The organism is Blastomonas sp., from assembly GCF_041747255.1.
Taxonomy (GTDB): domain Bacteria; phylum Pseudomonadota; class Alphaproteobacteria; order Sphingomonadales; family Sphingomonadaceae; genus Blastomonas.
Genome location: NZ_JBGTFM010000288.1, coordinates 1 through 24,122, shown reverse-complemented (window position 1 = coordinate 24,122; position 24,122 = coordinate 1). Strand labels below are relative to the sequence as shown.

Sequence of the window (24,122 nt, the reverse complement as noted above, 5' to 3'; positions counted from 1 at the left end):
GTGCCGGCGCTGCTGCCCGCGCCGAGCATCAGGACCAGCGCCGGACCGAGCTGTCGCAAACCTGCGGCGAGCGCTTCCAGTGCCCGCCGCCCTTGCTCCCCGAACGGCAGGGCTTTGCAGCGGACGAGATCGCGTCTGCCGATGAAGAGGCAAGCGAACACGACCGGTTGAGCGAGGCGCGCGAGCGGCTGGGGGCGGTCAACCTGATCGCCGCCGATGAGCTCACCGCGCTGGAGACCGAAATTACCCAGATGCGCTGCGATCATGATGAGCTGGTCGAGGCGATCCATCGCTTGCGCGGGTCGGTCGGCGCGCTGAACCGCGAGGGGCGGCAGCGGCTGCTCGCAGCGTTTACGGCGGTCGATGCGCATTTCCAGCAGCTGTTCGCGCGGCTGTTCGACGGCGGCAAGGCCCATCTTGAGCTGGTCGACAGCGATGATCCACTTGAGGCGGGGCTGGAAATCATGGCGCAGCCGCCGGGCAAGCGCCTGTCATCGCTCACCCTGCTGTCGGGCGGCGAACAGGCGCTGACTGCAGTCGCACTCATTTTTGCGCTGTTTCTTACCAACCCTGCCCCGATCTGCGTGCTCGATGAGGTCGATGCACCGCTTGATGATGCCAATATCGAGCGGTTTTGCGACCTGCTTGACCATATGGCGCGGGTTACCGACACGCGTTACCTGATCGTCACCCACAACGCGGTGACGATGGCGCGGATGCACCGGTTGTTCGGCGTGACGATGGTCGAACAGGGGGTCAGCCGCCTGGTCTCGGTTGATCTGGGCGGTGCCGAAGACCTGCTTGCGGCGGAATAGCCGTTGCGCTCAGCCCGCTTCCGCCACCATCTGTGCCAGTACCGCCATGCAATCATGCGCCAGCAGCTTGGATCGTTCCGGGCTCCAGCCCTGTTCGGCATCGGGCAGGTCATTGTTGTCCTTGAACGGCATTTCCAGCGTCATCGCCACGCAGCCATGCGAGGCGGTGAAGCGGTTGGCGATCTGGTTGGTCGACATTGCCAGATTGGCTTTGCCCGCAGGTGCCTTGGGATAGCCCTGCCGGGTCTGGAAATCGGGCGTGCGGCTGGCGAGCAGATCGCGGAACCGGTTGTAGCGCACCCCTTGATCGTCAGTCCAGCCCGGGATGCCCTCAAAGCCTGCGATAAACACCGCCGGGATCGCCTCGTCGCCATGCACGTCCATCGCCCAATGCACGCCGCTCTGGTCCATCGCGTTTAACACGCACAGCACTTCGGGGCTGCGTTCGGCGGTTGGAGCATGCCATTCGCGGTTGAGATTCACGCCTGCGACATTGGTGCGCAAATGCCCCCGGCATGATCCGTCCGGGTTCATATTGGGCACGATGTGCAGCGTGCAGGCCTCGCGCAGCAGCCGGGCATGCGGATCGGCGGGGTCGGTCAGCTTTTCGAGCGCGCCTTCCATCCACCATTCGGCCATGCTCTCGCCGGGATGCTGCCGGCCGTAAAGCCAGACCTGCACCGGGCCATGGCCCATTTGCAGGCAGTCAATCGGCTGGCCTTCAAGGCTTTGGCCAAGTTCACGATGCAGCACGCCGGGGCGGCTGGCGATCTCCGCGACCAGATCATGGTGTCGTTCCATCGAATAAGGCGCGAAATAGGCGAACCAGGCAAGCGAGCTGATCAGTTGATGCCGAATGGTCAACGCGCCTGCGGCCTCGTCATAGCTGGTCTCAGCGCGGCCCCAGAAATCACGATCCTCGCTGACACACGCGCGATAGCCGGGCCAGCCGCCGGGATAGGCTGAATCCTTCAAGCCGGTGATCACCAGTTCGAGCATGTCGCCCGGCTGCCCGGCGACGCGGAAATGGAACCACTGGAAGAAATCCGATTCGCGGTCCTTGCGGATTGATAGCTCCGCCCGCCAGCCGCCGGTCGCCTGCGCGGTGATGGAGTGGACGACAATATTGCCGGAGTCGAACGCACAGCTGATGCTGGCCGGGGTGTGATGGGTCATGGCACCCTGATAGTCGCTCCGGATTCGCCGGGAAAGTCGGTAAACAGCCCCTCGGCCAGTTTGCTGGCGTTGAGCGAGGTTTGCGCCATCGGGCTGCCGGCTTTCGCCTCAACCATCGCGCGACCTTCCCACAGCACCGCGCCATCGCTGGCGCGAATTGCCGCGCGCAGTTCAGTGGCGATTCGCTCCTTGGGGCCGCCACCCAGATTGAAGCCAACGCCAAGCCCTACTCCCGAACGAAAGCCGCCGGTGCCGCCGCCCACGCCAATACTCACCGGTCCGCGCCCGTTGCCCACCGGCGAAAGCACAGACCGCTCGACATCGATGGTCGCGGTCTGCGCGCCGGGCGGCAACGCTGCGCCTTGGGGCACGACCATATAGCCAAGCCGTTGCAACTCACGCTCCACAGCCGCTGCATAGCTCAGATACTCAAGCCCCGCGCGGTCCGGGTCTAGCGCAGTCTGCACCCGAATCGGGCCGCGCCCAAGCTCTGCAAACCGCTCCGCCGCGACAAACCGTACCGCCTCAACCGGTCCTGCCGGTGACACGCAGCCGCCAAGGCCGATGACCAGCCCGAGCGCCAGAAGTGTGAGCCCGCGTCGGCCCGTCATGCGGTGGTTTCTTGTCATTTCCTGCGCCCTTGCTGCAATCATTTGCCCACCGCCTGTATCAGACGTATCGCAACCGGTGATGAATGGCCATCACGGCTGCGACAATTCGCGCGTATGATCGCGCCGCCGTGCTTGACTTTACCCACCCGCCCACGTAACTGCGCCGCTTTCCGGCAGGGAAGGAAAACAGGGTGCAGGTGCCGTTTTGGCCCGCATGCCTGTCCGCTCCTGGCTCAAAGACATTTTAGTACAGACATTTTCGTTCAAGGGCTTTGTCATGAAGATTCGCAATTCGCTGAAGTCGCTCAAGGATCGCCACCGCGACAACCGCGTGATCCGTCGTCGCGGCCGCACCTATGTGATCAACAAGACCAACCGTCGCTTCAAGGCCCGCCAGGGTTGATTGCGCGGCCCGGCGGCTTAAGAAAGCACCGGGCTTACCCACACGTTGGCAATGCTCTTGAAAGGCTCCGGTGATCGCCGGGGCCTTTTGCATGGGTCAAGGAAACGGCCGATGACCAACCCTGTTGAAAACGTGATCTTTGATGTCGGCATGGTGCTGTATCGCTGGGACCTGCGGCTCATCTTTGCGCCCTTGCTTGGTGACAGGGCCAAGCTGGACTGGTTTGTCGCAAATATCGTAACTCCTGAATGGCATGGCCAGCACGATGCAGGCCGATCACCTGACGATATGGTGGCTGAACGTGTCGCCGAGTTCCCGCAGTACGACATGCTGATCAGGCGCTATGCCACCCACTTCATCGATAGCCTTCCCGGCCCCGTGCCCGGCATGATCGACCTGGTCGAGGCGTTGGCGGCGCGGGGGGTGCCCTTGTTCGGCATCACCAATTTCGGCGCGGAATTCTGGGATCAGTTCCGCCCGACCGCGCCCGTGTTCGATCTATTTGAGGACATCGTCGTTTCCGGCGTGGAAAAGCTGGTGAAGCCCGATCCGGCGATCTACCGGCTTGCCATCGCACGTTTCGGCATCGATCCGGCGCGCAGCCTGTTCATCGACGACCGGCCGGAAAACATCGATGCGGCCATCGCCTGCGGGTTGCAGGGCCATGTCTTTCGCGATGCGCCAACCTTGCAAGCCGAGCTTGCCGCACGCGGTGTGCTGGATTTTGTGACTACATGATGGTCACAGTTCATGGTAAGTATATTCAATGGAAATGTCGATTCGAGACGCAAAGGCCCGCTTTTCCGAAGCGATAGCCGCTGCTGTGCGGGGAGAACGCGTGGTGATCACGCGTTATGGCCGGCCTGTGGCCGAAATTTCTGCGCCTTCAAAAGCCAGCACGCTCGATTTCGTCGCAGCGGACCAATATCTGGCCGATATCGGCTGGGATGGCGGCAACACGGCGCTGCCGGACAATTTTGATGACCCGGCCTTCAGCCGCAGGGTATTGGGCCTTGACGATTGAGGCTGCTGCTCGACACGCACATCGCTTACTGGCTGGCGGTCGAACGGCAATCCCTGACCGGGCGTGAATTGGCAGTGCTGACGTCGGCTGAAAATGAACTGACGGTATCGGCGGTCGCTATCTGGGAACTCCGCCTGAAATGGCACAGTTTCTACCGTTCAGGACAGCGTAAAGGGCCGGGCGATCCCACACCGGTGCTCGGAGCGCTGCGACGCATGCATGTCAACATATTGCCGCTCGACCCGGAAACCGCCGCCACGCCGCTGTTGCCCCCCATTGCGCACAAGGACCCGTTCGATGAACTGCTGCTGGTACAGGCGCAGCAGATGGGCGCTCGACTGTTCACCCGGGATCGCGCGCTATTTCCCCATCCGCTGACCTATCAATCGGTATAGCCTTTTAGCTCGTCGCCGGTGAGCGTCACGATGTGGAGCACGTTGGTCGATCCCGGCGTGCCGAACGGCACCCCCGCCAGCGCGATGAACTTGCCGCCAGCCTCTGCAAAGCCATGCCGCAGCGCCATGCGCTTGCCCTTGCCGATCATCTCCTCAAAGCTGCCGATGTCGCGCGTCACTACCGGATAGGCGCCCCACAGCAGCCCGACCCGGCGGGCGGTCTCGCGTGACGGGGTGAGCACCATGATCGGCACCGCAGGCCGCTCGCGCGACACGCGGCGCGCGGTCGAGCCGGAGAGCGTGAAGCACACCACCGCGCTCACCCGCACCGTGTTGGCGATCTCGGCGCATGCCGCCGACAGTGCGTCGGCCGTGGTCGCATCGGGCAGGGTTTCGATGAAATGGACGCGCGCGCCGAAGCCCGGGTCGCTCTCAACCTGCGCGGCGATGCGGTCCATCATGTTGACCGCAAGCTCGGGCCAGTCGCCCGCAGCGGTTTCAGCCGACAGCATCACCGCATCGGCCCCGTCATAGACCGCGTTGGCGACATCGGACACTTCGGCGCGGGTTGGCGACGGGCTGGTGATCATCGATTCGAGCATTTGCGTCGCGACCACCACCGGCTTGCCCGATCGGCGCGCGGTCTCGACGATGCGCTTTTGCATCACCGGCACTTCCTCAGGTGCCATCTCGACGCCCAGGTCGCCGCGCGCGACCATGACTGCATCGGACTGTTCGATGATCTCTTCAAGGCAGGTCAGCGCAGCTGGCTTCTCGATCTTGGCGATCAGCGCCGCCCTGCCGCCGATCAGGCTGCGCGCCTCGGCGACATCGTCGGGGCGCTGGACGAAGCTCAGTGCCACCCAATCGGTGCCCATTTCCAGCGCAAAGGCGAGATCGCGCCGGTCCTTGTCGGTCAGCGCCGCCATCGGAACCAGGCTATCGGGCACGTTGACACCCTTGCGATCAGAGATGAACCCGCCGACCTCGACAGAGCACAGGATTTCGGTCTCGCCGGGCCGCAGCACGCGCAGCACCATCTTGCCATCATCGATCAGCAGCCGCTGCCCCTTGCCCAGCGCAGCGAAAATCTCCTTGTGCGGCAAATAGGCGCGTTCGTCGTTGCCGGGCGCGGGGTTCGAATCGAGCGTGAAATGCTGGCCATGTTTCAAAAACGCCTTGCCGCCCACAAACGTGCCGACGCGCAGCTTTGGCCCCTGCAGATCGCACAGGATTGTGATTGGTCGCTGCAACTTGGTCTCAAGCTGGCGGATGGTGTTGATCGTATTGGCGTGGGTGGCGTGGTCGCCGTGGCTCATGTTGACGCGGAACGCATCGGCACCGGCACGATAGAGCCGCTCGATCATCTCGGGCGTGTTGCTGGCGGGTCCGAGCGTTGCGAGAATCTTGACCTTGCGGCTGCGCTTGACGATAGTCCTGCTCACATCATTCCCCTGCAATCCGGATGTCGCTGCCCACCTTCCGTAGCGGCGATGTCCATGCCCGCAGGCTTAGGCCAGCATTATGGCAATCGCAAAACGGATATGGAAAAAAGTCAATGAACAGCCCGACATCAAATAGCGATATCGATATCCCCGATGATATTGCCGCAGCAGCGTTCCGCCGCCTTATCCGGCACTTGCGGCGCCGTCCTGACGCCGAGAACATCGATCTGATGGGGCTGGCGGGGTTCTGCCGCAACTGCCTTGCCGACTGGGTGATGGACGCAGGCGGCGCGGACAACCGCGATGCCGCGCGCCGCCTGATCTACGGCATGGACTTTGCCGAGTGGAGAGCGCGGTATCAGGGTGAGGCAAGCGAAGATCAGCTGGCGCGGATGAAGGAAAGCGTGGCGAAGAACGCGCCCGACCATTAAGGGTCCGCTCCTCGATTCACCGCCCGGCGGATTCGCCCGGGCCACATTCACGCAAGAGGCATCCATTACATGAGCGACACCATCAGCGCCGACGACCAACTGCGGCTGTTCATCGAGCGTATCGAGCGGCTGGAAGAAGAGAAAAAGGGCGTCGCCGATGACATCCGCGATACCTATGCCGAAGCCAAGTCACAGGGTTATGACCCCAAGATCATGCGCCAGATCGTGCGTCTGCGCAAAATGGAGCCGCACGACCGGCAGGAGATGGAAGCGATCCTGGACACCTATAAATCCGCGCTGGGGCTGGGCTAACCTTGCTCGGCTTGCCCCCGGCTTGCCAGTATGTGCTCTGCTGATGTAAGGGCGCACACCCGCATTTTTTTCCAGCAATAGCAGGCAGACACCGCCATGGCAGGCCATAGCAAATTCAAGAATATCATGCATCGCAAGGGCGCGCAGGACAAAAAGCGCTCGGCGATGTTTTCCAAGCTCAGCCGCGAAATCACCGTCGCGGCCAAGATGGGCATGCCCGATCCTGACATGAACCCGCGTCTGCGGCTTGCAGTCAATGCCGCCAAGGCGCAGTCGATGCCCAAGGACAACATCCAGCGCGCGATCGACAAGGCTGCGGCTGCTGGGGGCGAGGATTACGAGGAAATCCGTTACGAAGGCTATGGCCCGGGCGGCATCGCGTTGATCGTTGAGGCCTTGACCGACAACCGCAACCGCACCGCCACCAACGTGCGCACCGCGTTCAGCAAGAACGGCGGCAACCTGGGCGCATCGGGCGCGGTTAGCCACGGCTTTGATCGCATGGGGCTGATAAGCTATCCCGCCAGCGCGGGCGATGAGGACAAGGTGCTGGAAGCCGCGATGGAAGCGGGCGCCGACGACATCGAATCCACTGAAGACGGCCACGACATCTGGACCAACATGGAAGACCTGCACGAGGTTTCCGGCGCGCTGGAGAAGACGCTGGGCGAGGCAGAAAGCGTCAAGCTCGCCTGGCGGGCGCAGGTCAAGGTCGATGTCACCGAGGCTGACGCGCAGACACTGTTCAAGCTGATCGACACGCTCGACGATGACGATGATGTGCAGACCGTGTGGGGCAACTACGAGGTCTCTGACGAGGTGATGGAGAAGCTGGGCTAGCTTTCAAAGAAGAGCCCCTCCCCTTCAGGGGAGGGGTTGGGGTGGGGAATGACCAATCACGTAAAGCTAGCCGAGTTCGCCCGGGAGCTGCGCAACAACCCGACGCCCTTCGAAATCATTCTTTGGAAGTATCTCAAGAGCTCCCAACTGGGCGGCTATAAATTTCGACGCCAATCTGTGATCGGGCCAATCATTTGCGATTTTCTTTGCCCGTCAAAGGGGCTTATCGTCGAGGTGGATGGCGACACACATGATCCAGTGCGGGATGCTAAACGCGATGCTAGATTAGCGGACATGGGCTATATAACCATGCGGTTCACCAATTACGAAGTGGGCCGGAGCCTAGAGGCAGTTCTCGATCTCATTTTCGAAAAATTGCAGGCCTTGCCGGATCGATGGGAGGGCTATCCACGCCCCCACCCCAACCCCTCCCCTAAAGGTGAGGGGCTTTTCGAGTGATCATCCACGGCATCGACCCCGGGCTGGGCACCACTGGCTGGGGGGTGATCTGTGCGCAGGGCAATCGACTGAGCCATATCGCCAACGGCCAGATCAGGACGAACGCCAAGGCAGCGCTGCCTGCGCGGTTGCTTGAACTCGATACCGCGCTTGTTACGATCCTCGGGCAATACCGTCCCGCCAGCGCGGCCATCGAGGAAATCTACGTCAACAAGAACCCGCAAACGACGCTCAAGTTGGTGCAGGCGCGTGGGAGCCTGCTGCTGGGCCTCGCGCGCGCTGGCTTGATTGTCGGCGAATATGCGCCGCGGTTGGTCAAGAAAGCCATCGTCGGCACCGGCGCGGCAGAAAAGGCGCAAATTGATGCGATGGTTCAGCGGTTGCTGCCCGGCGTGCAGATTGCCGGACCCGACGCGGCAGACGCGCTGGCGGTGGCGATCACCCATGCGCATCTGGCGGGGCGACCGGTTTAAAGCGCGATGTTAAACGCCGTTGACGAGGGGGCGTGCATATTCGCCGATCAGCCCCTGGATGATGTAGATCAGCAAAATCACCACCATCGGCGCCAGATCAAGCGCGCCAAAATCGGGCAGGATGCGGCGGATGGGCCGGTAAATGGGTTCGGTGAGCCGAAAAAGAGAATCGCTGAACTGTCGCACGAAATCATTGTGCATGCTGATGACGTTGAACGCGATCAGCCATGACAGCACGATCTGCACAATGATGATCATCAGCGCAAAATTCAGGATCAGGTTAATCACATCGAGCAGAGTGTTCATTGAGACGCCTTTGAAGCTACGTGTATTATGCAGATATAACACCGGTTGTACCGGGTTGCAATTGCACTTGCCTAAACCTGGATGCTTAAACCCTGATCCCTAAACTCGTATCAACGTGCCCGCCCCGCGCGAGGTGAAGATTTCCAGCAGCATCGCATGCGGCACCCGGCCATCGAGCACAACCGCCGCGTCCACCCCTTGTTCGACCGCGTGGACGCAGGTTTCAAGCTTGGGGACCATGCCGCCCATGATCGTGCCGTCGTCGCGCAGCGCGGCGATATCGGCTGGGGTCAGGTCGGCGAGCAGCGCCTTGTTCTTGTCCAGCACCCCTGCGACATCGGTGAGCAGAAACAACCGCGATGCCCCCAAAGCGGCAGCAACGGCGCCGGCCATCGTATCGGCGTTGATGTTGTAGGTCTGGCCATCTTCGCCCACGCCAATCGGTGAGACCACCGGGATCATGCCTGCATCCGAGATGGTCTTGAGCACGCTGCAGTCGATGTGCCGGGGTTCGCCGACAAAGCCCAGGTCAACCGCGCGCTCAATGTTGCTTTCCGGGTCGCGGATTGTGCGCTCGACCTTGCTGGCGCGGACAAAGCCTGCATCCTTGCCGCTGATGCCGATCGCCTTGCCACCCGCCGCCGCGATCCAGGTGACCAGTTCCTTGTTGATCGCGCCCAGCACCATCTCGGCAATGCTCGCGGTTTCGGCATCAGTGACGCGCAGGCCGTCGACAAATTGTGACTGAACCCCGACGCGCTTGAGCATCGCGCCGATCTGCGGGCCGCCGCCGTGGATCACCACCGGGTTGATACCGACCGCTTTGAGCAGCACGACATCTTCGGCAAAATCGCGCGCCAGTTCAGGGTCGCCCATCGCATGGCCACCATATTTGACGACGAAGCTCTTGCCCGCATAGCGCTGCAGATACGGCAATGCCTCGGTCAGCGTTTCGGCTTTGGCGAGCATCGCCGGGTCGTGAATATGGCCAGATGTGTGAACGGGGGTCATGCGTCGAGCCTTTTGCCCAGCCGCACGAAGAACACAATCAGGAATGGCACCAGCACGATTGACAGCACCACCTTGGCGATCATCTGGCCGACGAGCAGCTGGCCGATAGGGAACACGCCATAAAAGGCGATGGTGACAAAGATCAGCGTGTCGACAATCTGCGAGAGCGCCGATGCGATCACGCCGCGCACCGCCAGCAACCGTCCCGGCATGTTTTGCAGCCGCGCGAAAATATAGACGTTAAGAAACTGCGAGACGCCGTAAGCGCAGATGCCCGCCGCCCAGATACGCCCGGTCGCGCCCAGGATCAGCTGGATAGCGGCGGCGTTTTCAGGCTGCATCTCTGCCGATGCGGGCAAAAACCAGACGATCCAAGACAGCACCATCGAAAACAGCAGCGGGATGAAACCGAACTTGACGAGGCTGTTGGCGACCGCGCGTCCGTGTAGTTCCGCCACCGCGCTGGAAAGGACAACGAGCAGCAGGAAGGCGAAAATCCCCGCCTCCACCGCCAGCGGGCCGATGGAGACCTGCTTGTTGCCCAGCACCCCCGCGAGACAGACCATGCCGCCATAAAATACGGCCAGCACGAAAATGGAACGCGGAATGCCGGTGGTTGCGGCAGCTGGGGCAGTGGTCATGAGCCACGCGTTATCGGCTTTTGCGCGGCGGGGAAAGGGGGAGCGAAACGGGGCGTGGGAAGGGCTGCGCCCTTGCGCCGTGTGCGATCATCGCCCACAGGTAGGCAATGTCTGATTTTACTGATAACCTCACCGACAAGCACATTGCCTTTATCGCGCGCCAGCCGGTGTTTTTCGTGGCTACGGCGGCAGCTGGTGCGCGGATCAATCTTAGTCCCAAGGGCTATGATGCGTTTCGCGTGCTTGATGCGGGGCGCGTCGCCTATCTCGATCTTGGCGGATCGGGCAATGAGACGCACGCGCATCTGGTGGCCGACGGGCGGATCACGATCATGTTCTGCGCCTTTGAAAATCCCGCGCTGATCCTGCGCATCTATGGCCGGGGGGTGCCGGTGCTGCCGCAGGACGATGGTTGGGACGCGCTGGCGGCGCATTTCACGATGCTGCCGGGTACGCGGCAGATCTTCAATATCGCGGTCGACAGCGTGCAGACCAGCTGCGGCTGGGGCGTGCCGATCATGCAGTATGAGCGCGAGCGCGAGACGCTGAAAAAGGCGCATCGGCAGAGCAGCCCGGAGACGTGGCTGAAGCAGGCCGCCAGGCGCAGCCGCTCGATCGACGGCTTGCCGACCACTCCGACCACGCGCTATTTCACCGATACGGACCGCTGAACACATGGGGCTGCAGGCGATTGCCGAATATGCTGACCGCATCGAGGCCGAGGTGGCACGGCTGACGCTCGGCGCAAACGGCATTGATGCGCATATCTTCGATGGCGGCATGGCCGGGCTGGGTCTGGGCTTCATGACCCCGGCGCGGCTGATGGTGTTGCCCGAAGATGCGCCGCGCGCTCAGGACATATTGGCGGGCCATACCGACGTCTGAACGCCGGTTTTTCCTGGCCTGACCCGGGATCCAGAGCGGCTTGGTAAAATATGGCCCTCGGGCTCAGGCTTTCGCCTGAGAACAAGGTTGGAAAATGGCACCAACCCGAGCCGTTGCTGCCTATTTTTTACGCATCCCTTCGCAACTGCACAAAAATTGAACTGCCCGCGCTCCGGGCAGGTTTAACTTTTCGTTAGGAATCCGCCGAATCCGTGTTTGGCACGCGGATTGCGTAGCTTTGTGAGTTAGCGCGGGGAAGCTGCGCAACAAAATAACAAAGGGGGCGTAATGAAATTCATCATTGCCATCATCAAACCGTTCAAGCTGGACGAGGTTCGCGAGGCACTGACCGCGCTGGGCATCGCCGGCATGACGGTGACCGAGGTCAAGGGCTTCGGTCGGCAAAAGGGCCAGACCGAGATTTATCGCGGCGCAGAATATGCCACCAACATGGTGCCCAAGCTGAAGCTGGAAGTTGCCGCGAGCGACGACATCGCCGCGCAGGTGGTGGAGACCATTCAGGCGGCTGCGGACACGCAATCCATCGGCGACGGCAAGATTTTCGTTCTCGATCTGGCGGCGGCGACACGCATCCGCACCGGCGAGACCGGCGATACCGCGCTGTGAGGGGAAGGGGAATGATGACACCATATCGCAAAATCGGCGCGGCCATCTCTGGCACGGCGCTTTCGCTGATCGTTTCTGCCCAGGCATGGGCGCAGGAAGTCGCCGAAGACATCGCCGAAGCAGCGCCCGCCGTCGCCGAAGCGGTTGAGGCCGCCGCCGAAGCTGCAGCGATTGCCGACAAGGGCGACACGGCGTGGATGATGACCGCAACGGTGCTCGTCATGGCTATGATCGTGCCCGGCCTCGCGTTGTTCTACGGTGGCCTTGTACGCACCAAAAACATGGCATCGGTGCTGACGCAGGTGATTGCGGTTGCCAGTCTCGCGATGCTCGTCTGGGTGATGTACGGCTATGGACTCGCCTTTGGCGGCGACGCCAACCAGTTCATCTCGACCGGCAAGTTCTTCCTTGCAGGGGTGACGGCGGATTCGACTGTCGCAACCTTCACCGACGGGGTGGTGATACCCGAGTTCGTGTTCATCGCTTTTCAGATGACCTTCGCTGCTATCACGGTGTCGCTGGTGATCGGCGGCTTGGTTGAGCGGATGAAGTTTTCCGCGCTCATGGTCTTCGCGCTGGTCTGGCTGACCATCGTCTATTTCCCGATCGCCCATATGGTCTGGTATGCGGGCGCAACGCCTGAAACCACCGGCCTGCTGTTCGACTGGGGCGCGCTCGATTTTGCTGGTGGCACCGTGGTGCATATCAACGCAGGCGTATCGGCGCTGGTTGGTGCGATCATCCTGGGCAAGCGTCTGGGCTATCAGAAGGATGTGATGGCCCCGCACTCGCTGACCATGACGCTAATCGGCACCGGTTTGCTGTGGGTGGGCTGGTTCGGCTTCAACGCAGGCTCTGCGCTGGAAGCCAACGGCTCGGCGGGTCTGGCGCTGATCAACACGCTTGTCGCCACGGCAGCCGGGGTGCTGTTCTGGATGCTCACCGAAAAGGCCATCGGCCATCAGGGATCGCTGCTCGGCGCATGCTCCGGTGCAATCGCCGGACTGGTCGCGGTCACGCCGGCAGCGGGCAACTCCGGGCCGTTCGGCGCGGTCTTGCTTGGCGCGCTGGCTGGCGTTGTCTGCTGTGTGTTCGTGATGAAGATGAAGCCGAAGATGGGCTTTGACGACTCGCTTGACGCGTTTGGGATCCACGGCCTTGGCGGCATCGTCGGCTCGATCGGCACGGCTGTCACCATGCTGCCCGCGCTGGGTGGCCCGGGGGCTGAGGACTATGATCTTGGCGGCCAGTTGGTCATCCAGATCATGGCCGTCGCCGTTGCCATCGTCTGGGCCGGGGTCGGCTCGGCCATCGCCTTTTACATCGCCAAGCTGGTTACTGGACTGCGCGTCTCCGAAGATATCGAGCGCGAAGGGCTCGACCTCGGCGAGCACGGTGAACGGGCTTATAATTACTAGGGTTTGAAAGTTTGGTCTGCGGCGGATTTTGCTAGCCCCGCCGCAGACCTCAAGAGGTTCCTCCTGCGAACTGACAACTCAAGGCCGGGATGGCAACATCCCGGCCATTTTTTGTGGGTCGTGGGGGAGTGGAGTGCTTTATATTCCCGTTTTCCGGCGACCGCCGGAATCCAGGAGCGTCTGCAATGCGACGTGTCGTTGCGACAGGATTATGTCGCCAGGGGTGGCGCAACGACCCTCGACTGCGCTCGGGAACACGGCAAGGAATTGCTGTTTTCAGCCGTTGCCTTGGAGCAGCATAGCTCATCCGTCTGTTCCGAGCGCAGTCGAGGGACGTGCGTGCGAAGGTAGCGTCAGCTCCCATTGTACAAACCCGCCGCTGGACTCCGGCCTTCGCCGGAGAACGGAAACGGCCTCAAGCCCCTCAACGCATCAGGCCGCCCATCAGGTTGCGGGCGAAGCGCCCCAGACCCGGGAAGCCGAAGCTCTTGCCGATCTCGGTGGCGATGGTGCCCGCGGCCGCGCTGGCCGCAGTCGCTTTGGGGTTGGCGCGGCTTTTCTTGCCGGTGATCGCGCCTGCGATCATCGCCCCGGCCGAGGCGGCGGCGGCGCCTGCTGCGGCATTGCCCGCCTTGGCCCAGATCGATGTGGTCTTGCGCGGCTGCTTCGCCACCGCTTCCTTGCCTTTTGCCTCAACCTCCTCGGCGACGGCAGCGGCATCGATGGCTTTTTGCGCGAGCACCTCCATCGCCGATTCGCGCTCGATTCGCGTGTCATACTTGCCGTCGTGCGGCGATATCGACTGGATGATCGCGCGTTCCTTCGGCGTCACTGGCCCCAGCCGGGATCGCGGCGGCCTGATCAGCGTGCGCTGGGTGATCGACGGCGCACCATCCTCGAGCAGCGTCGATACCAAAGCCTCGCCGACCTTTAGCTCGGTGATCGCGGTGGCGACATCGAGTTCGGGGTTGATGCGGAACGTATCCGCCGCCGCCTTGATCGCCCGCTGGTCGCGCGGGGTGAAGGCGCGCAGCGCGTGCTGCACCCGGTTGCCCAGCTGGCCCGCGATCTTTTCAGGGATGTCGATGGGGTTTTGCGTGACAAAATAGACGCCCACACCCTTTGATCGGATCAGGCGCACGACCTGTTCGATCTTTGCCTCAAGCGCGGGCGGCGCATCATCGAACAACAGGTGCGCCTCATCGAAGAAAAACACGAGCTTGGGTTTTTCCGGGTCGCCGACTTCAGGCAGGGTCTCGAACAGTTCGGACAGCAGCCACAGCAGGAAGGTCGCATACAGCTTGGGGCTGTGCATCAGCTTCTCGGCGGCCAACACGTTGACGATGCCGCGACCTTGATCGTCGCAGCGGATAAAGTCATCGATTTCCAGCGCGGGTTCACCAAAAAACTCTGCCGCGCCTTGCGCGTCGAGCTGCAGCAGCTGGCGCTGGATCGTGCCGACGCTGGCCTTGGTAACATTGCCGAACCGCGCCGAAAGCTCGCTTGCGTGCTCCGCTGTATAAGCCAGCACCGATTGCAGATCAGATAGGTCGAGCAGCAGCAACCCCTGCTCATCGGCAAAACGGAAGGCGATGTTGAGCACGCCCTCCTGCGTGTCATTCAAACCCATCAGCCGGGCGAGCAACAACGGACCCATTTCGGTGATCGTGGTGCGGATGGGGTGGCCGTGCTCGCCATAGAGATCCCAGAACACCACCGGATTGTCTGAATAGGCAAAGTCGGCAAGGCCGATCTCTGCTGCGCGCGCGACCAGCCGGTCGTGGTTCTTGTGCGTGGGGGATCCGGCCATGGCGATGCCCGCCAGATCGCCTTTCACATCGGCGACGAAAACCGGCACCCCGATGGCCGAAAAGCTCTCCGCGATGCCCTGCAGCGTCACCGTCTTGCCGGTACCGGTCGCGCCCGCGATCAGACCATGCCGGTTGGCGCGGCGCAGCACCAGCGACTGCCGTTCGCCGCCCCCAAGGCCAAGGAAGATGTCGGTCATGCAAGTGGTCTCCTGCCGCTGTGCTGGTATTCCAGCTATAGCCATGACAGCGCGGTCAAGTCGAGAGGCTGGGCGGCAGCATGGTCCGGCCGCAGCTGGCATTCTACGACAAGCACGCCAAGCTTTTTATCAAGGGTACTTGACAAAACAGCGATCAAAAGACAATGTTCCTTTACATCTAATCAAGGGAGCTTGACCAATGCAGATTCTCACCAAAGCGATATGCTGGGCGCTGGCGCTCATCGTGCTCGCCGTCCTCAGCCGCAGCGGACTCATTGCCGACGATGTCGTGCGCACGATGCTCATCGTCATGCCGGTCTTCGCGGTGACCACGATGTTCGGCGCCAACCGCTGCCTTCGCCATGGGCGGGTCTGAGCGATGAAGGCCAGCGCCAACCCTGCGATGCGCCGCTACATCCGTCGCTTCATTCCCATCACGGTTCTCTATCTCGTGTCGATTGCACTGGCGAGCGCGATCATCCCCGATGATGCACCGGCGAGTGCGTTGACCATCGCCATGGCGCTGCTGCCGGGCCTTGCTGTGCTGGGCTGGCTGTGGGCGATGGCGCGGCTGCTGATCGAGCTTGACGATGAGTATCTGCGGATGCTGGAGGTGCGCAAGTTTCTGGTCGCGACCGGTTTAACGCTTGCGATAACCAGCGTGTGGGGAATTCTCGAACTCTTCACCCAGGCCGTGCCGCGTATGGCGGTATTTTATGTCTTCCCGATGTGGTGCGGCGGGTTGATGGTAGGTCAACTGGCCAACCGCTTCGGCTTTGGCGATCCTGGCCCCTGCTGATGAAGAACCGGCTGAAAGTGCTGCGCGCCGAGCGTGACTGGACGCAAGGCGACCTCGCCGATGCGCTGGCGATCTCGCGCCAAAGCGTCAACGCCATCGAAACCGGCAAATACGACCCCTCGCTGCCGCTGGCATTCCGCATTGCTGATCTGTTCGACCTGCCCATCGAAGCGATTTTCCTGCGCGATTGATCCGGGCGGCTGCGCACGCACCCGCTCTGGCGCAGCGGGCACCCTTCGGCTAAGCCGCGCGATATGACCAATCAGCCCAGCCACCGCTTCCTTGACCGCGCCGACCGGCCGCGTCTTGTCTATCACCACCGCCGTGCAGCAGAGCAGCGTAGCGGCGCGCCGACGTTGGTGTTTCTGCCCGGTTATGCGTCGGACATGACCGGCACCAAGGCGCTGGCGCTTGATGGCTGGGCGGGGGCCCAAGGCCTTGCGATGCTGCGCTTTGATTATGCCGGCTGCGGCGAAAGTGGGGGCGCGTTTGAGGAGCAGGGGTTGGCCGACTGGCGCGATGATGCGCTGGCGCTGATCGACACGATCGTTGAGGGTCCGGTGCTGCTGATCGGATCGTCGATGGGCGGCTGGCTGGCGCTGCTGGTGGCGCTTGCCCGGCCTGCCCGGGTGGCGGGGATCGTCGGCATCGCCGCCGCGCCCGATTTCACGATGTGGGGCTTCAGCCAGGATGAGAAAATGACGATCCTCACCGAAGGTCGCCTCGAAAAGCCCAGCGATTATGGCCCCGAGCCGATGGTGACGACGCGCAGCTTCTGGCAATCGGGCGAGGGCAACCGGGTGCTGATCGGCGAGATCGCCATCGATTGCCCGGTGCGGCTGATCCAGGGCCAGGCTGACCCCGATGTGCCATGGCAATATGCGCTGGAGACGCAAAAGCAGCTGCGCACCACCGACGTGCAGCTGCTGTTGATCAAGGACGGCGATCACCAGCTGTCGCGCGAGGGCGATATCGCTCTGCTGCTTCAGACAGTGGCGACCTTGATGACGGACTTGCGCAAACAATGACGTTTTCCGGCGAACGCCGGAATCCAGGGGCGATGGTGCGCAACCTCACTCCGGGCTCCGGCGTTCGCCGGATAACAGAACGTCGCCCTATGCCGTCGTCCCGTCCCGCGCGATCGGCCGGGGGCGGTGGTTGTCGTCGAGCGCGACGAAGGTGAACAGGCCGCTGGTCACGCGCACCTGTTCCTCGGCCCGGCTGCGCGTTGCGATCACGTCGATGCGGATACAGATCGAGGTGCGCCCAACCCGTTCGACCTCGGCATAGACCGAGATGATGTCGCGCAGAAGGATCGGCGCGATGAACTGCATTGCCTCGATCGCTACCGTCGCGCACGGCCCGCTCACCTCGCGGCTGGCGACGATCCCGCCCGCTATGTCCATCTGCGCCAGCACCCAGCCGCCAAAGATATGGCCATTGGAATTGATATCGGCAGGCGCAGGCACGACGCGCAGTACGGGCTCGCGGCAATCGGTGAGGCGCACGCCATCGCTGGCTTTCGAATCAGTCATCATGCAGCTGCCTTACGAAACGTCGGGATCAAGCGCATCGTCAATCGATTCGTCGTGGCCGGTGCCGCTGGAGAGGAACACCAGCCCCATCAGCGCCGAGGTCAGCAGCATGGTGAAGCCGATGCCGAGCGCGCCCGCGATATACAGATGGATCGAAACCATGCCGTTCATGGCATAGAGAATGGCAAGCGAAATGACGATCACCGCCAGTGTGATCAGCGCCATCCAGCCCATCAGCCGCCAGTAGCGGCCCCAGGCAAAGCGGGCATATTCGGGATCGTCGAGGTTGGAAAATCTGGGCATGAGCGTGATATAGGCAGTGACGCCTTCCATTTACATAGATTTCATGGGACGATTGCATTTGCTTGAGTCGCTCGTGCCGCATCTGAATGCGCTGCTGCCGCACCACAAGGGGCCAGGCCTTTTGGGAGAGCGCGCGTCATGACCATAGCCACCATTCTTTCCGCCCGCGACGGCACCGTCTTTTCGTGCAGTTGTGAAAGCAGCGTTCGCGATGCCGCGACATTGCTTGCCGAAAAGCGGATCGGTGCGCTGCCCATCGTGCGCGGCGACGAGGTGGTCGGCATCTTTTCCGAACGCGACCTGATCTACCGCCTGCACGCCATCGGCCCCGATGTGCTTGACCAACCGGTGGAGCAAGCGATGACCGCACCGCCGATCACCGTGACATCGGACACCCCGGTGATGTCAGCGCTGTCGCTGATGTCACGCCGCCGCATCCGCCACCTGCCGGTCATCGATGAGGGCAGGCTCGTCGGATTCGTCTCGATCGGCGATCTGGTCAAATACCGGATCGACAAGATCGAAAGCGAGGCGGCGGCGTTGCGCGATTATATCCAGAGCGCCTGATGGCAACGCGCGCGGGCCTGTAAAGCGACCGGCGCGCGCGCGCATCAATACATATGCTGGCCGCCGTTGATCGACAGCGTTGATCCGGTGATGAACGCAGCCTCCTCGCCGGTCAGGAAGACCACCCCGCGCGCGATTTCCTCCGGGTTGCCGAGTCGCCCGACGGGGATCTGTGCGACGATCTTGTCCATCACATTCTGCGGGATGGTGGAGAGCATTTCGGTCGCGATATAGCCCGGCGCGATCGCGTTGGCGGTGACGCCGTAGCGCGCGCCCTCCATCGCCAGCGATTTGGTGAAGCCGTGGATGCCCGATTTGGCAGCGGCATAGTTGACCTGTCCGATCTGGCCGCCCTGACCGTTGACCGAGCCAATGTTGACGATCCGTCCCCAGCCGCGGGTGCGCATGCCCGGAAAACACGCCTTGGCCATGTTGAAGCAACCGGTCAGATCGACGCGAATCACCTCGTCCCACTGGTCCCAGGTCATCTTCATGATGGTGGCGTCGCGGGTTATGCCGGCATTGTTGACGAGGATATCAACCGGGCCGTGGTCGGCCTCAATCTTGGTTACAGCGTCGAGGCAGGGCTGATGCTCGCCCACATCCCATTTTTGCACCGCGATGCCGGTCCGGTCAGCAAAGGCGCGCGCCGCATCGTCGTTGCCGCCATAGCTGGCAATCACCGTGGCCCCGGCATCCTTGAGCGCGAGGCTGATTGCCTCGCCGATACCGCGCGTGCCGCCGGTTACAATTGCAATTCTGCCCATCGTCGTCTTCTCCTGCTAAGTCCCTTGTGAATCTGGACTTTCGCAGGCGACCCTATGCAGGCCGGTGGGACAAGACAAGTTGACGCTTACGGGAAGTGTGGGGCGGCACCATTGGCACCACCCGAACACATGTTCACTGATCAGCGCGTGCCTTAATTGGCGCGCAGGCGCACCGGCTGGAACTGCGACGGGCCGCCGCGCCGCTGCACCTGCAGCAGCACCGCTTCACGGTTGGCTGCGCGCGCCTCGGCGATCACCCGGTCGACATCAGCCGGGGTGGCGACCGCGCGGTTGTTGATCGACAGGATCACATCACCGCGCCGGATGCCCTTGGTCGCAGCATCCGCCGACGGATCGACCGCCGCAACGACAACGCCCTTCAGTTCGGGGGGCACGCCAACCTGCCGCGCGATCTGCGGGGTCAGGTCAGTGACGACCATGCCCAGAGCCTTGCGGGTCGCCTGCTCGCTGTTCTGGTCATCCTGGTCGGAGAAATCTTCTGCCGCCTCGGGGCTGAAGCTCTGCGCGGCCAGTTCTTCCTCGCTCGGGCGTTTGCCGACGGTTGCGGTCACGTTCATGCGCTGGCCATTGCGGATCAGCACCACCGGAATACGCTTGCCCGGTGCGATATTGGCGACGATAAACGACAGCGTCTGATCGGGCGTCACATCCTTGCCGTCAATCGACAGCACGACATCGCCGGCCTTGATGCCTGCCGCTTCTGCGGGTTGGCCGGGCTCGATGCGCTGCACGAATTCGCCGCGCCGCTTGGGAAGGCCAAGCGAGGCTGCAAGATCGTCGGTCAGCGGCTGGATGCCGATGCCCAGATAACCGCGTTCGATCGCGCTGCCGCTGCGCAGCTTGTCAACAATCGGTGCGGCGACTTCTGCCGGAATGGCAAAGCCGATGCCGACACTGCCGCCGGTCGGCGAAATGATGGCATTGTTGATGCCGATGACATTGCCATTGAGGTCAAACATCGGCCCGCCCGAATTGCCGCGATTGATCGCCGCATCGGTCTGCAGATAGCGGTCGTAAGCGCCGCCCTGGCCGGTGTTGCGGTACACCGCAGAGATGATGCCCGAGGTCACCGTGCCGCCCAGACCGAACGGGTTGCCGATGGCGATGATCCAGTCGCCGACGCGGGTCTTGGTCGAATCACCAAAGCGCACGAACGGAAAGGGCGTTGTGCCGTTGATCTTGAGAACGGCAAGGTCAGACTGCGGGTCGCGCCCGATCAAACGCGCCGGATATTCGGTGCCGTCGGGCATGGTGACGGTGATCGCCTCGACCACCGCGCGGCCTTCGGCGGCCACGACATGGTTGTTGGTCACGACATAGCCGTCTGACGAAATGATGAAGCCCGAGCCGAGCGACTGCGCCTCACGCGTGGTGGTGCCGCCCGCGCCCTGATCGCCGAACAGGCCGCCAAAGGGCGTTCCGGCAAACGGATTGTTTGGCACGCGCACCCGCTGCCGGGTGGAGATGTTGACCACGGCCGGCTGTAGCTGTTCGGTGAGGTCTGCAAAGCTCATCGGCGCACCGGCACGCGGCGTTGCCGCCTGCATCGCGGCCTGGTCGTTTTGGGCAACCTGTGCGCCAAGCGGCTGGCCGGTGGCCAGTACGATGGTGCTGCCACCAAGCAAAAGGGCTGTCGTCACTGCATAAGCGTATCGCACGTGTGGAGTCCTCTTCAGTTAAGTCTACGCGTCAGACCGGCTCCCCAGCGCGTCACCCTTGACACGAACCTCTGGTATACCGGTTTGCAACCCGCGCCTTAACGCAGATTGAATGGGAACCCGGCAGATACGTCAGGTGACGACCGCCGGTTGCCGCCTATCGGCTGCTGCGCCCCTGAAACTGTTGCAGATACTCGTTGTCGGGCGACAGGATGATTGAAGTCTCGCCTGACCCGCCAAGGAACGTCCGCTCATAGCTCTGCATGGCGCGATAAAATTCGTAGAATGACGCATCCTTGCCAAAGCTGTTGGCATAGGTGCGCGATGCGCTCGCATCGGCCTCTGCGCGGATGATCTGGGCATTCTTCTGGCCCTGCGCGGTGATCGTGCGCGCTTCCTGCTCACGCGCGGTGCGCATCCGCTGGAACGCGCTCTGCAGCGGCGTGCCCTGCGGCAGATCGGCGCGCTTGATCTGCACATCGACAATCTGCGCGCCGTACTGCGAGGCGATCCGGTCGAGACCGGCCTGGATGCGGTCCATGATGCCGCCGCGTTCGGGGCTCAGCAATGCGGCAAACTGGCGCTTGCCAAGCTCGTTACGCAGCGCCGAGCCAAGGATTGGCCGCAGTTCGGCGGCCACCCGTTCGACGCTCCCGGCTGACACATACATCCGCTCAGGGTCGACGATGCGGAAGCGCGCATAGGCATCGACCTCAAGCCGCAACTGGTCGGTGGACAGCACCTGCTGCTGTTCCATCTCGATGTCCATAACGCGCTTGTCGATCCAGACAATCTGTTCGGCAAACGGAATGCGCGCGATCAGCCCGGCGCCGGTCTGGCCAAACTCTTCATTCTCGCGATAAACGTTGAAGGTGCGCACCGGCTGGCCGAAGCGCACGATCACCGCCTGTTTGGATTCGGGCACGATGGCAACCGAACTCATCAGGCCGATAAGCACCACGGCGGCAAGTGCCAGCCACAGGATTGGACGTTGAAAAACAGACATCAGCTGCCTCCCGTCGCAGGTGCGGGCGCGGCTGCCTCTGGCGCGGCGACCTGTGCGCGCTTGCGCAACTCGGGCAGCGGCAGATACGGCGTCACATTGCCGGTTTCGATGATCGTCTTGTCAAGCTTGGACAGCACCCGCTCCATTGTTTCGTAATACATGCGTCGCCGCGTCACATCGGGCGCCAGACGATATTCTTCGTAGACCTTGTCAAAGGCCGCAGCTTCGCCCTGCGCGGCAGCGGTCAACTGTTGCGCATAGGCGCGCGCTTCGTTGAGGAAGGTCTGTGCTTCCTGTTGCGCGGCAGAGACGGCCTTGAACGCCTCGTTCACCGCTTCGGGTGGATCGGCTTTCTTGATCGCGATGCCCTGCACCTCGATGCCCGAACGATAGCTGTCGAGCAGATCCTTCATCCGCGCCTCGACGCTCTGTTCAACCTCGATCCGGCCCGGACCGATCGCATCATCGAGCGTCACCTCGGCCACGCTGGCCCGCATCGATGCCTCCGCCGCCTCGCGGATGGTTTCTTCAGGATCGGCGAGCTGGAACAGATACAGCTTGGGGTCCTTGATGGTCCAGCGCACCGAGTAAGCAAGGTCGATCAGGTTCTGGTCACCGGTCAGGATCAGGTTTTCGGTGGTCCCTGCTGTGGGAATATCAATGGTGCGGATGTTCTGCACATCGACCAGCTGGAATGATTCGAACGGCGCAGGCAGCGTCATCGCGATCCCGGGATCGAGCGTACGCGAGTACGAGCCGAAGAACAGGACCACGCCGCGCTCCTGCGGGCCGACACGGTGGATGCTGGTGATCAGCAGCCACAGCACCACCAGCACGGCGATGACGATGGGCGCATAGCTTTTGCCATTGGGTCGCTTGGGCAGGCCGGAAAAGCCGCCGCCACCAAAGCCACCGCCACCGCCACCGCGCCGTTTGAACAGGTCCTCGATGTTGGATGGCTTGCGGCCGCCGGTGCCGGCACCGCTCGGCTGCCACGGGTTGCGCGGGCCATCGCCGGTCGGCCCATTGCCGCCGCCGTTGTTGCCAGAGCCGCCCGAACCACCGGAGCCGCCCCCCCAGGGACTGTTGTTTGCCATCGATGAAATGTGGGAAAACCATGCGGTCAGTCTTGTCATAAAGTCTTTATAGGGTCTGAAGCCGATAAAAACAGGGGTTTGTGCGCATGAGTTTTGCACAAAGGCGAGTTTCGTCTAAGCACAGGCGGGGCTTGCCGGATCGCGGTGCGCCGCACTATGCGCAGGATCGAGATGGCAGACCTACCCGACATTGAGCGCATCGCGCAGGAAACCACCCAATCTCGCGCGAGCGCGGTGCGGCTGCGCGAGGGCGTGGTGTCGCTGGTGCTGGATGTCGCCGGGCTGGATGGGCTGGCGCGCGACAAAATGGAGATCGCCGTAAAGGGTGCGCTGCTGGCGCTTGATGGCGTCAACAAAGTGCAGCTGGCAATGACCAGCGAGCGCCGCCCGCCGCGCCTGATCGCGGTGGGCAGCGGCAAGGGCGGGGTCGGCAAATCGACGTTCTCGGCCAATCTGGCAGTCGCCATGCATCGCGCCGGACGCAAGGTTGGGCTGGTCGATGCTGATATCTACGGCCCATCGCAGCCGCGCCTGTTCGATTGCGAAGATCAAAAGCCGCAGGCGCGCGACCAGAAGCTGGTGCCGGTGCCGACCCAATATGGCGTGCCGATCCTGTCGATGGGTCATCTCGTCAACCCCGGTCAGGCGATTGCCTGGCGCGGTCCGATGGCGGGCAATGCGCTCGGCCAGCTGATCGATGCGCATTGGGGTGACATCACCGATATCATCGTCGATCTGCCGCCGGGCACCGGCGATGTGCAGCTTTCGATGTTGTCAAAGCACAAGCCAATCGGCGCGGTGATCGTCTCGACCCCGCAGGATTTGGCGCTGATGGACGCGGTGCGCGCGATCAGCCTGTTTGAGCAGGGCGATGTTCCGCTGATCGGCATGATCGAGAATATGGCTGGCTATGTCTGCCCGCATTGCGGCGAGCTGTCCGATCCGTTCGGCATCGGCGGCGCAGAAGCCGCCGCGACGTCGATGCAGTTGCCGTTTCTGGGGCGGGTGCCGCTGGACATGATCATCCGCCGGTCGAGCGACAGCGGCGTGCCCCCGGCATCGGGCGACAGCCCGCAGGGCGCGGCCTTC

32 protein-coding genes and 1 pseudogene are annotated in these 24,122 nt (G+C 62.5%); 20 read left to right on the top strand and 13 right to left on the bottom strand.

Going from position 1 to position 24,122, the window contains the following annotated elements:
• Positions 1-815, top strand: a pseudogene (locus ACEW8G_RS09830) (chromosome segregation protein); the annotation flags it as partial.
• A 9-nt stretch (positions 816-824) separates the two neighbouring features.
• On the opposite strand, the gene ACEW8G_RS09825 reads toward ACEW8G_RS09830, so the two are convergent.
• Entirely contained in the window at positions 825-1,991 is a 1,167-nt protein-coding gene (locus ACEW8G_RS09825; RefSeq protein ID WP_373488245.1) for a M14-type cytosolic carboxypeptidase, read from the bottom strand.
• Positions 1,988-2,602 (bottom strand): hypothetical protein, encoded by a 615-nt coding sequence (locus tag ACEW8G_RS09820; protein ID WP_373488244.1) that lies wholly within the window; start codon positions 2,600-2,602, stop codon positions 1,988-1,990. The genes ACEW8G_RS09825 and ACEW8G_RS09820 overlap by 4 nt, the downstream gene beginning before the upstream one ends.
• Before the next feature lie 277 nt (positions 2,603-2,879).
• Between ACEW8G_RS09820 and ykgO the strand changes: the two genes are divergently transcribed.
• From ykgO to ACEW8G_RS09800, 4 genes are all read left to right on the top strand, one after another.
• The gene (gene ykgO, locus ACEW8G_RS09815) at positions 2,880-3,005 is read left to right on the top strand and encodes a type B 50S ribosomal protein L36 (protein ID WP_003046794.1); all 126 of its coding nucleotides are present in this window, start codon (positions 2,880-2,882) and stop codon (positions 3,003-3,005) included.
• Between the two features lie 111 nt (positions 3,006-3,116).
• Positions 3,117-3,743 carry an HAD family hydrolase gene (locus ACEW8G_RS09810; RefSeq protein WP_373488243.1) on the top strand — a complete coding sequence of 209 codons (627 nt, stop codon included), beginning with the start codon at positions 3,117-3,119 and terminating at the stop codon, positions 3,741-3,743.
• Between the two features lie 34 nt (positions 3,744-3,777).
• A complete protein-coding gene (locus ACEW8G_RS09805; RefSeq protein WP_373488242.1) occupies positions 3,778-4,029 on the top strand; it encodes a type II toxin-antitoxin system Phd/YefM family antitoxin in 252 nt (83 codons plus the stop codon).
• Positions 4,026-4,424 (top strand): type II toxin-antitoxin system VapC family toxin, encoded by a 399-nt coding sequence (locus ACEW8G_RS09800; protein ID WP_373488241.1) that lies wholly within the window; start codon positions 4,026-4,028, stop codon positions 4,422-4,424. The genes ACEW8G_RS09805 and ACEW8G_RS09800 overlap by 4 nt, the downstream gene beginning before the upstream one ends.
• On the opposite strand, the gene pyk is transcribed toward ACEW8G_RS09800, so the two are convergent.
• Entirely contained in the window at positions 4,412-5,869 is a 1,458-nt protein-coding gene (pyk, locus tag ACEW8G_RS09795; RefSeq protein WP_373488240.1) for a pyruvate kinase, read from the bottom strand. The two genes, ACEW8G_RS09800 and pyk, sit on opposite strands and share 13 nt — an antisense overlap.
• Positions 5,870-5,982: 113 nt before the next feature.
• Between pyk and ACEW8G_RS09790 the strand changes: the two genes are divergently transcribed.
• The 5 genes from ACEW8G_RS09790 (at position 5,983) to ruvC (ending at position 8,384) form a co-directional block, all read left to right on the top strand.
• The gene (locus ACEW8G_RS09790; RefSeq protein WP_373488239.1) at positions 5,983-6,300 is read left to right on the top strand and encodes a DUF1244 domain-containing protein; all 318 of its coding nucleotides are present in this window, start codon (positions 5,983-5,985) and stop codon (positions 6,298-6,300) included.
• Between the two features lie 69 nt (positions 6,301-6,369).
• Positions 6,370-6,612: a DUF2312 domain-containing protein gene (locus ACEW8G_RS09785; RefSeq protein WP_373488238.1), complete on the top strand. Its 243-nt coding sequence runs from the start codon at positions 6,370-6,372 to the stop codon at positions 6,610-6,612.
• Between the two features lie 96 nt (positions 6,613-6,708).
• Positions 6,709-7,452, top strand: a complete 744-nt coding sequence (locus ACEW8G_RS09780) for a YebC/PmpR family DNA-binding transcriptional regulator (protein ID WP_373488237.1) — start codon at positions 6,709-6,711, stop codon at positions 7,450-7,452.
• A 48-nt stretch (positions 7,453-7,500) separates the two neighbouring features.
• Entirely contained in the window at positions 7,501-7,911 is a 411-nt protein-coding gene (locus tag ACEW8G_RS09775) for an endonuclease domain-containing protein (protein ID WP_373488236.1), read from the top strand.
• Complete coding sequence (ruvC, locus tag ACEW8G_RS09770) at positions 7,908-8,384, top strand: crossover junction endodeoxyribonuclease RuvC (protein WP_373488235.1); 477 nt, start codon at positions 7,908-7,910, stop codon at positions 8,382-8,384. The genes ACEW8G_RS09775 and ruvC overlap by 4 nt, the downstream gene beginning before the upstream one ends.
• A 9-nt stretch (positions 8,385-8,393) precedes the next feature.
• Here the strand turns inward: ruvC and ACEW8G_RS09765 are convergent, their stop codons facing one another.
• The 3 genes from ACEW8G_RS09765 to ACEW8G_RS09755 form a co-directional block, all read right to left on the bottom strand.
• Positions 8,394-8,690, bottom strand: a complete 297-nt coding sequence (locus ACEW8G_RS09765) for a YggT family protein (RefSeq protein ID WP_373488234.1) — start codon at positions 8,688-8,690, stop codon at positions 8,394-8,396.
• Positions 8,691-8,789: 99 nt separating this feature from the next.
• A complete protein-coding gene (gene argB, locus ACEW8G_RS09760) occupies positions 8,790-9,701 on the bottom strand; it encodes an acetylglutamate kinase (protein ID WP_373488233.1) in 912 nt (303 codons plus the stop codon).
• Entirely contained in the window at positions 9,698-10,342 is a 645-nt protein-coding gene (locus ACEW8G_RS09755; protein WP_373488232.1) for a queuosine precursor transporter, read from the bottom strand. The genes argB and ACEW8G_RS09755 overlap by 4 nt, the downstream gene beginning before the upstream one ends.
• Positions 10,343-10,449: 107 nt before the next feature.
• Between ACEW8G_RS09755 and ACEW8G_RS09750 the strand changes: the two genes are divergently transcribed.
• The 4 genes from ACEW8G_RS09750 (at position 10,450) to ACEW8G_RS09735 (ending at position 13,272) form a co-directional block, all read left to right on the top strand.
• Positions 10,450-11,013 carry a pyridoxamine 5'-phosphate oxidase family protein gene (locus ACEW8G_RS09750; RefSeq protein WP_373488231.1) on the top strand — a complete coding sequence of 188 codons (564 nt, stop codon included), beginning with the start codon at positions 10,450-10,452 and terminating at the stop codon, positions 11,011-11,013.
• A 4-nt stretch (positions 11,014-11,017) separates the two neighbouring features.
• Positions 11,018-11,227 (top strand): putative signal transducing protein, encoded by a 210-nt coding sequence (locus ACEW8G_RS09745; RefSeq protein ID WP_373488230.1) that lies wholly within the window; start codon positions 11,018-11,020, stop codon positions 11,225-11,227.
• A gap of 288 nt (positions 11,228-11,515) precedes the next feature.
• Positions 11,516-11,854, top strand: coding sequence for a P-II family nitrogen regulator (locus tag ACEW8G_RS09740; protein ID WP_373488229.1), 339 nt, complete (start codon positions 11,516-11,518; stop codon positions 11,852-11,854).
• A gap of 14 nt (positions 11,855-11,868) precedes the next feature.
• Complete coding sequence (locus tag ACEW8G_RS09735; RefSeq protein WP_373488246.1) at positions 11,869-13,272, top strand: ammonium transporter; 1,404 nt, start codon at positions 11,869-11,871, stop codon at positions 13,270-13,272.
• Positions 13,273-13,696: 424 nt separating this feature from the next.
• Here the strand turns inward: ACEW8G_RS09735 and ACEW8G_RS09730 are convergent, their stop codons facing one another.
• On the bottom strand, positions 13,697-15,280 hold the full coding sequence (locus ACEW8G_RS09730; RefSeq protein WP_373488228.1) for a helicase HerA-like domain-containing protein: 1,584 nt from the start codon (positions 15,278-15,280) through the stop codon (positions 13,697-13,699).
• A 199-nt stretch (positions 15,281-15,479) separates the two neighbouring features.
• Between ACEW8G_RS09730 and ACEW8G_RS09725 the strand changes: the two genes are divergently transcribed.
• From ACEW8G_RS09725 to ACEW8G_RS09710, 4 genes are all read left to right on the top strand, one after another.
• A complete protein-coding gene (locus ACEW8G_RS09725; protein ID WP_373488227.1) occupies positions 15,480-15,656 on the top strand; it encodes a hypothetical protein in 177 nt (58 codons plus the stop codon).
• A 3-nt stretch (positions 15,657-15,659) separates the two neighbouring features.
• Positions 15,660-16,079, top strand: coding sequence for a hypothetical protein (locus tag ACEW8G_RS09720; protein ID WP_373488226.1), 420 nt, complete (start codon positions 15,660-15,662; stop codon positions 16,077-16,079).
• Positions 16,079-16,270: a helix-turn-helix transcriptional regulator gene (locus tag ACEW8G_RS09715; RefSeq protein ID WP_373488225.1), complete on the top strand. Its 192-nt coding sequence runs from the start codon at positions 16,079-16,081 to the stop codon at positions 16,268-16,270. The genes ACEW8G_RS09720 and ACEW8G_RS09715 overlap by 1 nt, the downstream gene beginning before the upstream one ends.
• A 63-nt stretch (positions 16,271-16,333) precedes the next feature.
• On the top strand, positions 16,334-17,107 hold the full coding sequence (locus ACEW8G_RS09710; protein ID WP_373488224.1) for an alpha/beta hydrolase: 774 nt from the start codon (positions 16,334-16,336) through the stop codon (positions 17,105-17,107).
• Between the two features lie 87 nt (positions 17,108-17,194).
• Here the strand turns inward: ACEW8G_RS09710 and ACEW8G_RS09705 are convergent, their stop codons facing one another.
• Both ACEW8G_RS09705 and ACEW8G_RS09700 read right to left on the bottom strand, forming a co-directional pair.
• Positions 17,195-17,614 carry an acyl-CoA thioesterase gene (locus ACEW8G_RS09705; protein WP_373488223.1) on the bottom strand — a complete coding sequence of 140 codons (420 nt, stop codon included), beginning with the start codon at positions 17,612-17,614 and terminating at the stop codon, positions 17,195-17,197.
• Positions 17,615-17,626: 12 nt separating this feature from the next.
• Complete coding sequence (locus ACEW8G_RS09700) at positions 17,627-17,947, bottom strand: hypothetical protein (protein WP_373488222.1); 321 nt, start codon at positions 17,945-17,947, stop codon at positions 17,627-17,629.
• A gap of 108 nt (positions 17,948-18,055) precedes the next feature.
• Here ACEW8G_RS09700 and ACEW8G_RS09695 point away from each other — a divergent pair, with 108 nt between their 5' ends.
• Positions 18,056-18,484 (top strand): CBS domain-containing protein, encoded by a 429-nt coding sequence (locus tag ACEW8G_RS09695; RefSeq protein ID WP_373488221.1) that lies wholly within the window; start codon positions 18,056-18,058, stop codon positions 18,482-18,484.
• A gap of 44 nt (positions 18,485-18,528) precedes the next feature.
• On the opposite strand, the gene phbB is transcribed toward ACEW8G_RS09695, so the two are convergent.
• The 4 genes from phbB to hflK all read right to left on the bottom strand — a co-directional run bounded on the left by phbB (position 18,529) and on the right by hflK (position 23,072).
• Positions 18,529-19,251, bottom strand: a complete 723-nt coding sequence (gene phbB / locus ACEW8G_RS09690; protein WP_373488220.1) for an acetoacetyl-CoA reductase — start codon at positions 19,249-19,251, stop codon at positions 18,529-18,531.
• 152 nt (positions 19,252-19,403) lie between these two features.
• Positions 19,404-20,930, bottom strand: coding sequence for a Do family serine endopeptidase (locus ACEW8G_RS09685; RefSeq protein WP_373488219.1), 1,527 nt, complete (start codon positions 20,928-20,930; stop codon positions 19,404-19,406).
• Between the two features lie 157 nt (positions 20,931-21,087).
• Complete coding sequence (hflC, locus tag ACEW8G_RS09680; RefSeq protein WP_373488218.1) at positions 21,088-21,936, bottom strand: protease modulator HflC; 849 nt, start codon at positions 21,934-21,936, stop codon at positions 21,088-21,090.
• Positions 21,936-23,072, bottom strand: coding sequence for a protease modulator HflK (hflK, locus tag ACEW8G_RS09675; RefSeq protein WP_373488217.1), 1,137 nt, complete (start codon positions 23,070-23,072; stop codon positions 21,936-21,938). The genes hflC and hflK overlap by 1 nt, the downstream gene beginning before the upstream one ends.
• Positions 23,073-23,204: 132 nt before the next feature.
• Between hflK and ACEW8G_RS09670 the strand changes: the two genes are divergently transcribed.
• Positions 23,205-24,122 (top strand): Mrp/NBP35 family ATP-binding protein (locus tag ACEW8G_RS09670; RefSeq protein WP_373488216.1); only part of this gene is annotated, 918 nt, incomplete at its 3' end.